Source organism: Gottfriedia sp. NPDC057991 (assembly GCF_042886615.1).
Taxonomy (GTDB): Bacteria; Bacillota; Bacilli; order Bacillales; family Bacillaceae_G; genus Gottfriedia.
On sequence record NZ_JBHVQN010000007.1, the window covers coordinates 66684 to 82975 of the forward strand.

Annotated in this window: 15 protein-coding genes; 3 read left to right on the plus strand and 12 right to left on the minus strand. The window is 32.7% G+C overall.

Features of this window, described 5'->3' with window-relative positions; translation table 11 throughout:
• Nucleotides 1-18: 18 nt before the first annotated feature.
• The 11 genes from tpx to refZ form a co-directional block, all read right to left on the minus strand.
• Complete coding sequence (gene tpx, locus ACFVR2_RS21115) at nt 19-519, minus strand: thiol peroxidase (protein WP_387366350.1); 501 nt, start codon at nt 517-519, stop codon at nt 19-21.
• Between the two features lie 91 nt (nt 520-610).
• The gene (gene ytfJ / locus ACFVR2_RS21120) at nt 611-1054 is read right to left on the minus strand and encodes a GerW family sporulation protein (protein ID WP_387366353.1); all 444 of its coding nucleotides are present in this window, start codon (nt 1052-1054) and stop codon (nt 611-613) included.
• A 12-nt stretch (nt 1055-1066) separates the two neighbouring features.
• Nucleotides 1067-1573, minus strand: coding sequence for a DUF2953 domain-containing protein (locus tag ACFVR2_RS21125; RefSeq protein ID WP_387366356.1), 507 nt, complete (start codon nt 1571-1573; stop codon nt 1067-1069).
• Nucleotides 1574-1921: 348 nt separating this feature from the next.
• A complete protein-coding gene (locus tag ACFVR2_RS21130) occupies nt 1922-3496 on the minus strand; it encodes an amidohydrolase (RefSeq protein WP_387366359.1) in 1575 nt (524 codons plus the stop codon).
• 114 nt (nt 3497-3610) lie between these two features.
• Nucleotides 3611-5185, minus strand: a complete 1575-nt coding sequence (mbcS, locus tag ACFVR2_RS21135) for an acyl-CoA synthetase MbcS (RefSeq protein ID WP_387366362.1) — start codon at nt 5183-5185, stop codon at nt 3611-3613.
• 277 nt (nt 5186-5462) lie between these two features.
• Nucleotides 5463-6335, minus strand: a complete 873-nt coding sequence (locus ACFVR2_RS21140) for an aldose 1-epimerase family protein (RefSeq protein WP_387366365.1) — start codon at nt 6333-6335, stop codon at nt 5463-5465.
• 321 nt (nt 6336-6656) lie between these two features.
• Nucleotides 6657-6863 carry an alpha/beta-type small acid-soluble spore protein gene (locus ACFVR2_RS21145; protein WP_129691790.1) on the minus strand — a complete coding sequence of 69 codons (207 nt, stop codon included), beginning with the start codon at nt 6861-6863 and terminating at the stop codon, nt 6657-6659.
• 81 nt (nt 6864-6944) lie between these two features.
• Entirely contained in the window at nt 6945-8174 is a 1230-nt protein-coding gene (gene thiI / locus ACFVR2_RS21150; RefSeq protein WP_387366369.1) for a tRNA uracil 4-sulfurtransferase ThiI, read from the minus strand.
• 4 nt (nt 8175-8178) lie between these two features.
• Complete coding sequence (locus tag ACFVR2_RS21155) at nt 8179-9321, minus strand: cysteine desulfurase family protein (protein ID WP_387366372.1); 1143 nt, start codon at nt 9319-9321, stop codon at nt 8179-8181.
• A 78-nt stretch (nt 9322-9399) separates the two neighbouring features.
• Nucleotides 9400-11118, minus strand: coding sequence for a septation ring formation regulator EzrA (gene ezrA, locus ACFVR2_RS21160; RefSeq protein WP_387366375.1), 1719 nt, complete (start codon nt 11116-11118; stop codon nt 9400-9402).
• 267 nt (nt 11119-11385) lie between these two features.
• Entirely contained in the window at nt 11386-12033 is a 648-nt protein-coding gene (refZ, locus tag ACFVR2_RS21165; RefSeq protein ID WP_387366378.1) for a forespore capture DNA-binding protein RefZ, read from the minus strand.
• A gap of 146 nt (nt 12034-12179) precedes the next feature.
• Between refZ and ACFVR2_RS21170 the strand changes: the two genes are divergently transcribed.
• Together ACFVR2_RS21170 and rpsD are read left to right on the plus strand one after the other, a co-directional pair.
• On the plus strand, nt 12180-12668 hold the full coding sequence (locus ACFVR2_RS21170) for a GAF domain-containing protein (protein WP_387366381.1): 489 nt from the start codon (nt 12180-12182) through the stop codon (nt 12666-12668).
• A gap of 570 nt (nt 12669-13238) precedes the next feature.
• Nucleotides 13239-13841, plus strand: a complete 603-nt coding sequence (gene rpsD / locus ACFVR2_RS21175) for a 30S ribosomal protein S4 (RefSeq protein ID WP_387366385.1) — start codon at nt 13239-13241, stop codon at nt 13839-13841.
• Between the two features lie 967 nt (nt 13842-14808).
• Here the strand turns inward: rpsD and ACFVR2_RS21180 are convergent.
• A complete protein-coding gene (locus ACFVR2_RS21180) occupies nt 14809-15186 on the minus strand; it encodes a spore coat protein (protein ID WP_387366388.1) in 378 nt (125 codons plus the stop codon).
• 414 nt (nt 15187-15600) lie between these two features.
• Here ACFVR2_RS21180 and ACFVR2_RS21185 point away from each other — a divergent pair, with 414 nt between their 5' ends.
• Nucleotides 15601-16266 (plus strand): DUF2642 domain-containing protein, encoded by a 666-nt coding sequence (locus ACFVR2_RS21185; RefSeq protein WP_387366391.1) that lies wholly within the window; start codon nt 15601-15603, stop codon nt 16264-16266.
• The last annotated feature ends 26 nt before the right edge of the window (nt 16267-16292 follow it).

Below are 16292 nucleotides of genomic sequence, written 5' to 3' on the forward strand. Positions count from 1 at the left end.
TTAATAGAGTTATTGTTATTATTTTGCAGCTTTTACAGCTTCGATTGCTGCTTCATAGTTTGGATGAGTTGTACCTTCAGCTACGTACTCAACGTAAGTAACAACGTCATTTGAATCTACTACGAATACTGCACGAGCTAATAAACGTAATTCTTGCATTAAAACACCAAATGCTTCACCAAAAGATGCATCACGGTGATCAGAGTATGTATTTACATTTTCTAAACCACTTGCAGCACACCATCTTTTTTGTGCGAATGGTAAGTCCATTGAAATTGTTAAAACTTCAACGTTTTCTACGTTTGATAATTCTTCGTTAAAACGACGAGTTTGTGCATCACAAATTCCAGTATCTACAGAAGGTACTGCGCTGATTAAACGTACTTTACCAGCTGAAGCCTCTAAAGTTACAGGGCTTAAATCATTTGCTAATACAGTAAAGCTTGGAGCTTTTTCTCCTACTTTTACTTCTTGTCCAATAAGAGTTACTGGATTGTTTTTAAATGTTACAGATGCCATGATATTTCCTCCCAAAATTACAAAATGTTCACAACATTTATCTTACTGGAAGGAAACCTTGAATGCAATTAACTTTACTTAAATTTTATATTTAATCTAAATTTGAATCAAAATCTTCCTCGTGTTTATCTGAATCGTCTTTTTTCTTCATATATTTTTTTACTTTTTCTAACGCTTGTGGGGTTAAATCCATTAGCTTTTCAATTAAATGTGTATTTTGATCTAGGTGAAGTAGTTTAACACCATCTTTACTTACAATTAAAAATGCAATCGGAGTGATTGAGGCACCTCCACCTGTACCTCCTCCAAATGGATGTGGACTTCTTACTTCAGCTTCTTTAACACCATCTACTAAATGGTAATTTCGAAATTCACTTCCACCAGCTGCAAAGCCAACCCCTACTTTTGATACGGTTAAGATTATACTTCCATCTGGTGTTGAAATTGGATCACCAATAATTGTATTTACATTAATCATTGCTGATAAATTTTCCATTGCCGCGTGCATTAAGTCTCCAATAGGATGTTGACTCATTGTTAATCACCTCTAATTAGTTTCGATTGGATGTGTTGCTTTAAAGTCTTTTCTAGTTTTCAAATATGCTTTAAGTAATAATAATCCCGCAAAGACTGCCTTTCGTACCGAAAATGAAAACCGTATCTTTCCAGTAGTTTCCATGATGGTTGTATAATAGTTTGGCGTGATATCTATAGTTGGCGGATGATGTAATATTGTAAATTTCTTTAATAAGTTTTCAAAAATTCCGATCGCACTATAAGCTGTTCCAATAGATATCCCTGTTAAGGCAGAATTTCCGACACCGAAATGAATATGATAAGTTAAATTGTAAATTTGTACAGTGTTTAAAAATTTTGTAATAATAGTATGTCCGTTGGAGTATAAATTTATGAAAAAATCAATTTGTTGTAGGGCAGACAAATCCCTTTTTTTCTCTAAATCTGATACATCTTCCTTTACCTCTTTCGGTCTCTTTAAAGGAATCGTAAAGGCGAAATGCAATAGGTTGTTCAAGATAGACAGTTTAATATTCATAAATCGTTCTTCATTTGTATAAACAGATTTAATATTGACCTTCATATTTATAAAAAGCACGAAAAATATTAACAGTAAAACTACGATCGCAATAAAAATTAGAATAGAGTATATGTAAAGCAAGAAACCACCCTTTTTTGTATCAGTATGGGCAAACCAACTTCTGGATAAACAAAAAAAGAATGGTAAAATTACATACCATTCTTTTCAAGCAGTGAAATATAAGATAGCTATATAGAATTCTACAAATACTTTTTGAACATCATTGATCAATTCTAGTTTTTTTTGTTGATACCAACCAAAATTATCGATAACTTCTAAGACAACCCAGCTTGTCTTTTCTTTAACTTACATCTGTCTTTTATAGACAATATTTCCTCGGCAAATAGTTTCACTACATTTTACATCCAGTAGATCATCTTTTTCTAACTCAAATGGATTTTCATCAAATAAAATAAAGTCAGCAGAATATCCTTCTTTTATGAGACCTCTCTTGTCTTCTTGACGAAACGAAGCCGCACTATCAATCGTATAAAGTTTAATTGCTTCATATAGGCTAATTGCTTCCTCGATATTATATGCGATCTGGTCCTTTGCTTTTCGAGTAACTGCTGTATATATACCTTGCCACGGATTAATTGTATCAATCGGTGTATCTGAACCATTTGCGATAGCGATTGATTCATTTAGCAGTGTTTTAATTAAATATGCATATTCATTTCGGCTTTGACCAATACGTTCAACTAGCCACGGATAATCGGCGTAGATAAATGAGGTTTGTACATCTACAACGATGTTTAATTCTTTCATTTCCTCAACTAATTTTGGAGATAAAAGTGCACAATGTATAAATCGATCGGGTAGCTGAGTTTGATTAGGATATTTTTTAACGACTTCAATCGCTTGCTTTACGGCTAGATCACCAATCATATGAAATGCGACTGGCAATTCATTTTCACGCGCTTTTTTTGTAATAACTTCTAATTTTTCTGGAGAAGTCACTTGTAATCCTGTTATACTTTGATCGTCGTCATAAGGTTTTTCTAATAGTGCAGTGCGACCACCAAATGAACCATCAATAAATGCTTTTACCCCACCAAATGATACATTCTTATTACCTTTATGTAATCTTCCTTTGACTTCATCCAAAGTCGTATGATGAATTAAAACATGAGTATGAAACGGAACTTCATTTAACAATTGCTCATATAAATCAATCACTAGATTTGCGTTTCCATAATAGGATAAATCCTCTGTTACCGCTCCAACGATACCGTATTGGTAACAATCTTTAATAGCCGAAATAATTGCTTTTGACAAATACTGATCGTCAGGTGCCGGCATCGCTTTAATCATTAAATTAACGGCTTCATCATACAATAATCCGTTCAAACGACCATCTTCAAAGCAACCAATTTGTCCTCCTTCGACTTGCATATGTTCATTTATTGTTGCATGACTAAGTGCAATAGAATTTACAAAGTAGACATGTCTACAAGTTCTTTTTAATACAAGTGGATTTGTGCTTGATAAACTATTTAAATCATCAATGCTGAATACTGCTTTTGATTCCCATTCATTTTCATTCCAGCCTTCCCCTACAATCCACTCATTCGGGTGTGCGTCCTTTACAACGCTTTTCATTCGATCAAGCATCTCGTCATATGATTGGCACTTTGACAAATCAACACGATTCATCGCTTCACCATGACCAATTAAATGTAAATGACTATCAATAAAGCCTGGAAAGCCGATTTTTCCATTACAATTAATTTTCTCAAATTGTTCACCTTCTAAAAAAGAAAGTAAAGCTTCATATGTTCCTGTTTTTAAAATTTGTTCATCTTCAGTAATGATTGAGTCTACAGTTTCCCCTTCACTTTCCATCGTATAAAATAAACCATTATGCCAAAGCTTCTTCAATTCACTCCACCATCCGTTCATTAATTAAAAGCTATTTCGTTTATAATTTTTACAAGATAAATTGTCTTAAAATCAAAAAAAGAGGGAATTTCCCCTCATTTTAACATAATTTCTTTAATTCGATTCACGCAATTGTTCCATCGCACGTAATTCTACTCGGCGAATTTTACCAGAAGTTGTTTTTGGTAGCTCTTGGACAAATTCGATTTTACGCGGATATTTATAAGGAGCAGTAATTTTTTTAACATGTTCTTGTAGTTCAGAAACCAAGTCTTCTTCATTTGAAGCATTTTCAGTCAAAACAACAAAAGCTTTAACAACATTACCACGTAATGGATCTGGACTAGCAACAACCGCACATTCTTTTACAAGCTTATGTTGTACTAACGCATCTTCTATTTCAAAAGGCCCAATTGTATAACCAGAACTAATAATAATGTCATCACTACGTCCATCGAACCAATAGTAGCCATCTTCATCTTTCTTAGCTCGGTCACCCGTTAAATAATACTCACCTTTTCTCTGAGCTTTTGTACGTTCCATATCATTATAATAATGTTTAAATAATGCTGGAGAGCTTACATGTACTGCGATATGCCCAACTTCATTAACCCCAATTGGATTTCCTTCATCATCAACGATTTCAACTAAGTTTCCTGGTGTCGGGATACCCATAGAACCTACTTTTGCTTTAATATCCTTCATCGTTCCGATTAATAATGTATTTTCAGTTTGTCCATAACCATCTCTTACATCAACATTGAAATGCTTTTTAAATGTACGGATTACTTCTTGATTTAAAGGCTCTCCTGCTGATACAGCACTTCTTAATGCTGGTAATTGATATTGATCTAGATTTTCAACCTTTGCCATAAATCGGTATTCTGTTGGCGTACTACAAAATACTGTTATATGTTGCTCATTTAGCAATGTAAGGAAAGTATCTGCATCAAATTTCCCTTCATAAAAGAACCCTGTTGCCCCGCTGCCTAATGTCGCTAAAAATGGACTCCATATCCACTTTTGCCATCCTGGCCCTGCAGTCGCCCATACAGTATCATCTTCAGTCACATCTAGCCAATTCGAAGCAACTGTACGAATATGAGCATACCCCCAACTGTGAGTATGTACAACACCTTTAGGATTGCCAGTCGTTCCTGATGTATATGAAATAAACGCTAAGTCATCACTTTTTGTTTCCACAGTTAATACATGTGCTCCACTAATTGCTTGGTCATTCAATGAAGTCCATACAGTTTGTTGATTATGAATAGTAAACAATTTATATTTTCCAGTTTTAGCAATATCGCTAAAAGTACCTATATATTCATCATGCGATACAATCGCTTTTACTTCACTATGTTCAAGACGGTATTGAATATCCTTAATCGTTAACATTTCAGATCCTGGGATTACAACACATCCAATTTTTAAAATAGCTAAATAAACTACATAAGTCTCAATACATCTTGGCATCATGACAAAAAGTTTGTCCCCTTTTTCGATGCCACTATTTTTAAATGTAAAAGCATATTGGTGAACTTTATTATAAAGTTCCTTATATGTTAACTGATGGGATTCTCCGTTTAGGTCAACCCACTTTAACGCCACTTTGTCAGTGGAAGCAAATTTTTCAATTTCCCAAACGAGATTATAAACTTTTGGAGCGATTAGACTTGTACTGTTCATCTTAGTTAGTCCCCCTTTTGATCATTACTAAAATTATATTTTGAATTTTGCAAAATAGAATAATAATGGTTTCGTTAATTGTCTAGTCAATTCCTGCTATTTTTCGACTATTTTTCAGAAGATTTAAACAAAAACTCACAAAAAAAATAAACTACCTAAAAAAGATAGTTTAATTCATAGATAAAAAGTGAATTAGGGTGAACTTGATTTTCAATATAAGATGCCCGCTTTCCAAAAGGGCGAGACCTAAACTCTCGTCACTTACCTTTCCAGTAAATCAATCACTCTCAACTGTAATACTGTATGTACAAGTAAATGTTTCATTTGGATTTAAAATTTGAATACCAAGTCTATTTTTCATTTCTTTTACTGGGCCGATTTCATCTGCAATTCCATACCATGGCTCAATACATAGAAAAGGTGCTGTTTGTGTAGTCCATATTCCAACGTAAGGAAACCCTTCGAAATGAACTTTGATTTTATTACTATGATTTTTCGAACGAATTGTCAGCACGTTTTTATTAAGTTTTTCAAAAATTAATGCATCATCCTTAAACAGTTCACGTGTTAATGGTAAGTTTTTAATATCTTGAGCGATTAGTTCTCTTTTACCACTTCGATATGATCCATCTAATTTAATTGTTTCTAATCTTTCTTCTTCTTCAAATTGTAAGTAATAATCCTCAAAAGTTTCATTTTCCTTCAGAGGTATATTAAACGCTGGGTGAGCCCCTATTGAAAATGGCATTGATTTCTGATCATTATTCGTAACAACATATTTAATAAAAACAGTATTGTTCTTAATCTTATAATTAATATTTAATGAAAATTGAAATGGATATTTTAAAAGCGTTTGTTCACTACTGATTAACTCATAGTTGATATAGTCTTCTTTCATTTCTGTTAATTGAAAATCCATATCTCTTGCAAAACCATGTTGAGAAAGCTCATAGACTTTATTATCCACTTTATATTGATTATCAATTAATTTACCTACATTCGGAAATAAAACAGGTGCATGTCTCCCCCAATAAGCTGGATCAGCATTCCATAAATAATTTAAATTATCTTTTTTTGTATAGATACCCGTCAACTCTGCTCCCTGTGATTTAGTTGTAATTTTAATAAATTCATTTTCAATATATGACATGAACAGGTCTCTCCTTTAATTTTTTCCCTTTATTATAACAAAGATTAATCTCAATATTAAATCAAGCGAAATGTTATAGCAAAATCTCAAAAATTTAAAAAATGGGTAAAGACGATGTCCCATAAATTCGGATTTCAGACTACCTGAAAACGTTTGCCTTTCGAGGCGCGAAGCCTGATGAGGAGCGGAGTTACCTTTAGACGGTAATGAGCACCGCAGGCAGGCGAAGGAACGAAGAAAGCGAGCGTTTTGCAGGTAGTCTGAACAAATAGAAAAGAGGTAGGTTACCCTACCCCTTAATCCATAATTATTTAAAATTCATTATCTTGAATATCCACCAAGGCTTTGTTCAGCCATTTGTACTAAACGCTTTGTGATTTCACCACCAACAGAACCATTCGCACGAGAAGTAGAATCTGGGCCAAGGTTTACACCAAACTCTGTAGCAATTTCGTACTTCATTGCGTCGATAGCTGCTTGAGCGCCAGGTGCTACTAAATTATTACTTGAATCATTTCTATTTGACATGTGTTGTCACCTCCTTGTGAGTATAGAGTGTGATAAAACACATATCTTCATTCATATTTTCACTGGTAATTTTTAGTAATTTTATAAAAGTGCGTCGATATCGATTTCTTCTTCTTTTGTTGACGATTGATTTCGAATCATTTCGTTCTCAAAAATGATTGATTCTCTATTAACAACAGCTTCATTTATTAGTTCTGTAAAGTCAAAACGACTCTCGAAACGAGCCACCTTATCACGTTTTGGTTTTGTAGTTGGATTAGCTGGAGTAAAAATTGTACAGCAATCCTCATAAGGTCTAATGCTGATATCATACGTATCAATTTTTTTAGCAATATCCATAATCTCTAATTTATCCATAGCTAATAGTGGTCTTAAAACTGGATAATTAGTTACTTCATTGATTGTATGCATACTTTCCAATGTTTGGCTTGCCACTTGACCTAAGCTTTCACCAGTTGCTAAAGCAAGTGCTTTTCGATCAACAGAAACTTGCTCAGCAACTCTAAGCATTACACGTCTCATGATTGTCATTGTGTAGCTTGCAGGCATTTCTTTATGAATTGCTTTTTGAAGTTCAGTAAATGGTATAACATGTAAAGTCACTCGTCTACAATATCTAGTTAGTTTACTTGCTAAATCAATTACTTTTTGTTTTGCACGATCACTCGTAAATGGTGGACTTTCAAAATGAATCGCCTCTATTGACACGCCTCTTTTTAACAACATGTACGCTGCTACTGGACTATCGATTCCTCCTGATAGTAATAACATAACTTTTCCGCCAACTCCAACTGGGTAGCCACCTGCACCAAATTCTTCTCCACAAGTAATATAAGTAGCATCATCACGTACTTCTACTCGAACAGCTACATCTGGCTTATGAACATCTACAGTTAAGTGTTCTGTATTTGTAAGAATATACCCACCTAGCTCGCGATTTAACTGCGGAGTATTTAATGGGAATTGTTTATAACTACGTTGTACGTTTACTTTAAATGTTTTAACGCTATCACCTAGCTCGTTAATAGCTTCAAGAGCACCTACTTTAATTGCTTCTAATTCAGTATCAACTTTTCTAGCATAACTAAACGTATGAATTCCGAAAACTTCTTTTAGGTTGGCTGCAACCTTCTCATGGTCTTCACCATTTAATTTTATATACATACGATCACGCGTTGCAGTGATTTTAATTTTTTCAAAAGCTTTTAATCGATTTCGAACATTTTCTCTTAATATACTTGTAAATCGACCTCGATTTTTTCCTTTTGTAGTCATTTCTCCATAACGAATTAAAATATATTCTACATTCATGCTGTTACCTCATTACTTTATATAAATTTTTAATTACTTCTTTAATTATTTTATTAAACTGCTCTACTTCATCCATTGTATTTTCATAAGAAAGACTAATCCTGACAGCACTACTTGCTACTTTTTCGCTTTTACCCATACTTTGTAATACACGGCTTATCTCAAAAGTTTTAGAAGAACATGCTGATTTTGTAGAAATAAAAACATTTTCTTCAGATAGAGCATGGACAATTACCTCAGGCTTTAATCCAACAAATGAAATATTTATTATATGTGGAGCAAAATCTGACTTTGGTGAGTTCAACACAGTGAATTCATTCATTTCTAAATGTTGAATGAGTTCATTTCTCATGTTATATAGATGGTCATTCATTGTTTTTTGTTTTTCTAGTGTGATTCTTAACGCTTTTGCCATCGAAACAATTCCTGCCAGATTTTCCGTTCCTGAACGAATCTCTCTTTCCTGTGAACCACCTGTCATTAAAGATGATAATGTTACACCTTCTCTAATATATAAAATTCCAGTTCCTTTTACACTATGAAATTTATGACCAGAAATAGATAATAAATCGATCGCGGCTTGTTTAATATTTAATGGCACTTTACCTATCCCTTGAACAGCGTCAACATGGAAAAATACTTTTGGATAATCCGTTAATAATCGCCCAATTTCGGCTATTGGTTGAATTGCTCCTGTTTCATTATTTACATGAATTACAGAAACTAATATCGTATCATCTCTTAACGCATTTTTTAATTGGTCAACAGAAATAAACCCATCTTCGTTCGGGGATAAGTAGGTTACTTCAAATCCTAGATCCTCTAATTGTTTATAAGCTTCATAAATTGACGGATGTTCAATTTCAGTCGTAATTAAATGCTTCCCTCTTGAACGGTGCATCATGGCAGTTCCTTTTATTGCTAGATTATTCCCCTCTGTTCCACCTGATGTAAAGATGATCTCTGACGGTTGAACTGATAAAAGCTCTGCAATTTGGTTTCTAGCTTTTGAGAGTAATTGCTCTGAGCGTCCGCCTAACTTATGAATTGAAGAGGGATTTCCAAAAAACTGGTCTGAAACAGTAATATATGTGTCTAAAACCTCTTTATAAGGTTTAGTAGTCGCGCTGTTATCAAAATAAATCATATTTTTTCCGTACCTCCATACTGCTTGAGTCCATTTTTCATTATATCTGAAAACAGACGAAACCCCTAAGATTTACATCTATAGGGGTAGTGTGTACTTTTGTTCATTTAGTATTTCTTGTAATTTATCGATTGCACCAGGTTCAATTTTTTCAATTGAAACGGCAGCTTCTTCTAGAGCCTCGTTATATTGGAATTCTCTAAACAATTGCTCTGCCTTGTCCATTGACGTTGCCATTTGCACATTTTTACTTCTATAGCGATTTCCATATTGTATCACTTTTTCTACGAAATATCCTTGTTCAATCATATATTTCGTATCATTATAGCAATTATGTACAGTAGTTGCTGCTTTTTCTAGTAAAAATGAAACGTGCGTCATTTTTAATGGCTTTTTCTCTAATTCCAAATAAACAATTTGCATACTTTCTTGGGCATCTTGTATTTGTTTCATAGAAGAAACTGGCATACCAGGTAAATTAGAAATTTGAACAAGACGTTTGACCTCTAACATTAATCGTTTCATTTCAATTAATTGATCACGAGCTTGTAATTCATCTTTTCGAAGTGCTTTTAACATTTCAACATACATCAAATGAGATTCTTTAACATCTTCCATTTGCTTTTTTAGTAAATCTAATTCTTCTCTTATGACAGAAAATGCAAGATCTTGTTCTGCTACACGAATCTGCAATAATTCAAAGCGTTTTGTAATGATACTTACTTGCTTTTCAACCATTTTTTGAGCTTGAGTATCTTCATCACTTAATTCATAAATTTGCTGAACTAATTGAGTCTCTTCTTTTGTTTTTAAATTATCTTCTCGAATACTTTGAATTTCTTCTTGAGAAGTCCATATTTCTTTTTCTACTACAAATTTACTCTCTACTTCTTTTTCTAATAAATCATAGATTGAATCGACTTTTGCTTTCACAAATTCAAGCTTGTCATTCGCTTCTGTGATTTCTAGTTTTTTAATTAATTCGACACAGTCGATACATATTTTAGAACAATCAATTGTTTCATTTTCTAATGCTTCAAAATCAAGCGCATATCCTTCTGCCTTCATTTGCTTTAAACCGTCAGCTAAATTATGTATTTGAGATGGCATTGTAGTAGAAGATTCAATATATAAATCTGGTATGATTTGCATATTTGTTTTCAATATATGTACTTGATCAGCGATTTCTTTCACTAAGCCTCTTGCCTCTAAATAGTTTCCTCTTTCAGTTGTTTCATTAAATAATTGGACTTGTTGTTTGATTTCATCCATCTTTTGTTCCAACTGAGTTTCAGAAATTGAATATAGATGACGATGAGTTAATAAAAGCTTTCTTTGCTCAAGATACTCTTGGTTTAACATTTCAATATCCGAATTATTTTGTTCTTCACTACCTACTAAGTCGCTTACCTCATTTAGAATTTTTTCGACGCTTGATTCTGCTTCAGTTAAGCTTCCCTCAATTTCACTAATCCCTGCTTTAGCTTTCATGAAATGATATTTATTAATTGCCTCATCTATTACTGAGATGGAATCAGTTACTTTCGGTAAAAAAGTTGTAACTAGTTCATCCCAATCGGTTCTCCATTTATCAAAAAGCTCTTCCGTTTGGCCGGTCATATTTAAGGCCTTTAGCTTTGAAAGTTCATCCGTAACGGGCTTACTCATTAACTGCATTCTCCACGCTTCAAGTTCATCAAGTTTTTTGTATAAACGTTGTCGAATTGTTAAGGCTACAATCATTAATGCGATAACAATACCTATTACGACTAAAATTACATAGAATGTCATTGTCATTTTTCCTGATGTACCTCCTCTACTGCCATCTGAATCTATTTTAGAATCTATTATTTGTACGTTATTTTTTGAATTAATAAATCGCTCTTTATTTAGGTCATAGTTAATAATAACATGAGAAAGTTGATTTTTGGCTTAATTTTTTCAATTTTTTCATATTTTTATCAAACTATAATAAATACTGTAAAAGCTTGTAGAAATTTCAGATTTTTAAGCAAGGAAAAACGCCTTTTCATTGTGATTTTCCACAATGAAAAAGGCGAACTTTTAGGATGAAAGTTCTACTCGACTAACTAGACTCACATCCATGCCGATTAGTGATTCGATCCACTTCTCTACATACTCTTTGTATCTCTCAAAAAAATACATATCATTTTGCTGTATATACAATACTTCATTTAAATAGCCTGGAAATAAGTACGGTGTTGAAAGGAAGGATTTTAACTGGACGAAAAAGACTGAAAATGGCATCGTTAGTTTCGTATTGGAAATACGAATGGCATCATAAATTTGAGTAAAAGTATAACGCTCTCTTGCTAAATAGGTCATCATAATTTCACGAATGAAGACAGAGTCGATTGTCAACTCTCTGTAAAAAATCGAAGCATATTCCTTTTTTAAAAAGTAATAATTAAGTACTTCATCAACAAGGTTCATTAAAATTAAATTTGCGTTTTTATCATACAATGGCAAACAATGTTTATCTAAAATTTCAACGTATCCTTCTAAAAACTCTACTATGATATGTTCAAGTAAACCTTGTTTACCTTTAAAATAATATGAAATCGTCGCAATATTTACATTTGCCTTTTTAGAAATATCCCGTACTGAAGTACCATGGTATCCATTAATTTTAAATAACGTAAGCGCTGTCTCGATGACTTTCTTCTTTGTTGCAAGTTTATCTTGCTCCATACTCGTCACCCTCTTTTACAACATCAATTCCTTTATTAATTAGCGAAATAATGATAATTTCCTCTACAAATCGGTCGACAAAATTACCAGTATTCTTTCGAAATATGCTATGATATTTCACATGAAATAGGGAAAGGGGTCTACAAATGTTTCAAAAAGTCGAATATTCAGGTACGAAAGAACAACAATATAATACTCTAACAGCTCAAGTTAAAGCTTTAATAGATGGTGAACATAACCTAATTGCTAATTTAGCAAATACATCTGCCTTATTAAATCAGTTTTTGCACCAAATAAATTGGGTTGGATTTTATTTAAAAGATGGAGATCGTAATGAATTAGTTTTAGGCCCATTTGTAGGTCTTCCTGCGTGTGTGCGTATACCATACGGCAAGGGAGTTTGCGGTACATCTGCCCAAACAAAAACAGTTCAAAGAATCGATAATGTTCACGACTTCCCTGGCCACATCGCTTGTGATGCAGCATCAAATTCAGAAATCGTTATTCCTTTAATGCATAACGGTGAATTAATTGGAGTATTAGATATCGATAGTCCGGAATTCAATCGTTTTGATGAAATGGATCAAAAATATCTTCAAGCAATCGTAAATTTAATTGAAGAAACAATTAGATAAGTAGTATTAAATTTAAAAGGCTATCTCAAAAATTAGTGAAAACCCGCAAGGAATATTGGAATCCTTGCGGGTTTTTTGAGTTTTTTCAAGAATTGCGGTCTTATTTTACCTGTTTCAATAGGATGCGACATTACTGCAATTAGGTTTGAAAATGATTTTAACCATCAATAGTCAATTAATAAATTGGTTTAGTGATATATGAGCGAGCTTAAGCGATAATTGAGCCAGATTTAAGGATAATTAAGCAGGTTTAAGCAATAATTGAGCCAGTTTTAGAATATTTAAGCGGCGTTCCCACATTTTTAGTGTTTCATTTTCTTTATAGATAAAGTAAGTAATTAAACTGACCTTGACTATTTTATACTATCTTGTTATACTATTTTTTGTGTAAAATAACGCAGCGTTGTAAGCACAGGCTTGATATATATTTTGTTCCTCTACTATTTTAGAGGTGTCATCGCGTAACTCCGGCTGCTGGGGCGAGGATACATGAAAGCAAAATATACAAACTGGAGCTACACGAACGTTTTTATTTTACTCCAAAATAAAAACTTAAGGAGGAGACTATCAATGTCTCGTTATACAGGATCTACTTGGAAATTATCTCGCCGTTTAGGCATTTCATTAAGCGGAACAGGTAAAGAATTAGAAAAACGCCCTTACGCTCCAGGTCAACACGGACCTAACCAACGTAAAAAATTATCAGAATACGGTTTACAATTACAAGAGAAGCAAAAGCTTCGTCACATGTTCGGTGTTAATGAGCGTCAATTCCGTCGCACTTTTGATATCGCTGGTAAATTAACTGGTAAACACGGTGAAAACTTCATGATCTTATTAGAAACTCGTTTAGACAACGTAGTTTACCGTATGGGTCTTGCTCGTACTCGTCGTGCTGCTCGTCAATTAGTTAACCACGGTCACATCTTAGTTGATGGCAAACGTGTAGACATCCCTTCTTTCCGTGTTAAAATTGGTCAAACTATCAGCTTACGTGAAAAATCACAAAACTTAGCTGTAGTTAAAGAAGCTGTTGAAGTTAACAACTTTGTACCTGAGTACATCACTTTCAACGCTGAAAAATTAGAAGGTACTTTCAACCGCTTACCAGAGCGTTCTGAATTACCAGCTGAAATCAACGAAGCTCTTATCGTTGAATTCTACAACCGTTAATCAAAATGCTATGTAAATAGCATTTATAGCATTTATAAAATCCCTAGAAACGTTGATATATCAACACTTCTAGGGATTTTTATTTTATCTCTGCTTTAGAATAAGTTATTCTCCCCCAATTAACTGGGGGATGTTTTGGGGGAACTTTTAATTTAAAAAAGTGGACAGGCGTTAATGAGAAATTAACTAAAGACTTCTATATGGTCATGATCCGCAAATTCGGCTTTCCTTATTCAATAAAATTGCGGATTAGTTTAATTAGAGAATATAAAATAAGAAATTTCCTATCCTCCAATAAGAGGTTGTTTTTTGTCTATTAATAAAAAAGGATAATAACTATTGGTAAATTTTAACATTTTGGTTTTGGTTGAATATATTATATTGAGCACATTCTTCTTGCTCAATATCACCTATATTATTCAAAAGAGAGACGCCTTCCCGAGGTTTCTCTTTTTTATTTTTAATCCTTATGCAATTATGAAAGTACAATATAGACTTCCATTCACTGTTGTGAATCTGAGGTTTCATGGATAGCTAATGCATGCGTATGTTGAACAAGAACTAGCCTACTCTCGCATGATTTCGTATGTGAATTTAGTTTACATAAATTATGTTTAGAAAATAAAAAAAGAATCTTCTATGAAGTTCCTTTTTTTATTTTTGAACTTAACAGTTCAACCATCTGTCACTACGACCACCGAAATTATAGGTTGTATATAGCTGTTTTATGTTGGTTATTGGGTTATAAACTTAGTTACAGAAATACCATCTTTTCTTGTAGTTTTGACAAAAAAAGATGGTATAGAAGAGCGAAAATGAATCTAAATCATGATAACTTTTTTGAAGACCAGTAACCACAACACTTCAAAAAAATCATAAATTCCAGCAAAAAATCATCAAACAAATTTGAATAGAGCTAAGAGGTGTTAGGACATATAAGCTTTCTCTTTTGCTTTTCCAAATATTATTAGCCGATTTTTGCTACTAATTGTGCTAATAGTTGAATTGCAGCTTGGATGACTACTTCAAGTTGCAGTTCAGTTTGAGTTACTACAATCGTATCTGCTTTTTCAATTAAAACTGATTGTGATTGTAATTGAAGGTTTTCTAAAGATTGTGCAATTCTTTGAAGTTGACTAATTCTTGGATCATCACCAAAGATAAGAATTACTGCTTCAATTGCAGCTTGTAGTGAAGCTTGTACTAAAACTAAAGCTTGAGCTTCAGTCTGAGCAACTGTAACGTTGTGTGAATCGCGAATTACTAATCTTTGAACTTCTGCTTGTGCGTTTTCTAATCTATTAAAAGTTCTTTGTTTTTCCAATATACTAGTAACAGGACGCATGTAAATCACCTCCTTAATAGGTTTGATATAATTTATTCGTTAAATTGAAATTAGATTGGACAAGATACCTAGTGAACATAGAAATTTTAATAGATTTAACAGGTTTTAATAGATTTAGCACCATCAAATGTTCTTACTGACATATGTTTTTAATGTAATTAATACATTCTTTAATTCAATAAGAATTTCTAAAACCACTTTTTGTGGTCTTTTTTCATTTGTTCAAAAATCAGTAGCAAAAACGGTATTGTAATTAAAAAAATAATTAAATAAATTGGAATAATTCAGGCGAATTAGATATTTAAATTTAACAGAATTTATTTTTTAATAGGCTTATGTTATCTGCAAAAATTAAAGATAAGAATATATATGGTATTTGGTCAAGCTGCTTTAAATTATGTGGAGGAGGTAAAATTGAGTATTTTAACAAATTTAATGGGAAAACAAGTTTATATAACATTAGCTGGAGATAAATCTTTTGAAGGAATCCTTACTGAAGCAGGGCAGAATATTTTAGTTATATACAATGGTCAAGATTATTATTATATTCCTTTAATTCATGTCCATAAGATAAGGATAAGTAATATGACTAAAGAAAAAATAGCAAATCCAATTGAAGATTCAATCGTGAAAGAAATGGATGTTATATCTTATCGTAAAATATTAACAAATATAAAAAGAAATTTTGTTGAAATTAATGTGATAGGTAATCTAACTTTTCATGGATATATTTTAAGAGTCGTTAGTGACTATTTAGTTTTTTATTCCCCTGTTTTTAAAACTATGTATATTTCTTTAGCTCATATAAAATGGCTAAAACCCTACGGTCAAATAAGAATCCCCTATAATTTAACTAAAGAAAGCTTTCCTGATAATCCGATTTATGGATCAGTGTCGCTATCTCTTGAATCCCAATTAAAAAATGTAGAAGGAAAGATAATTGTAATTGATGGTGGAACTGATACTTTTAAAATTGGGTTGCTTAACAAAGTAGACAATAATTTGATCGAATTAGTACAAGCTAGTGGAGAAATAACTTATATTAGACTTACTCATATAAAGTCTGTACATTTCCCATAGTCATTTCCCATAGTGCAAAAACAAAA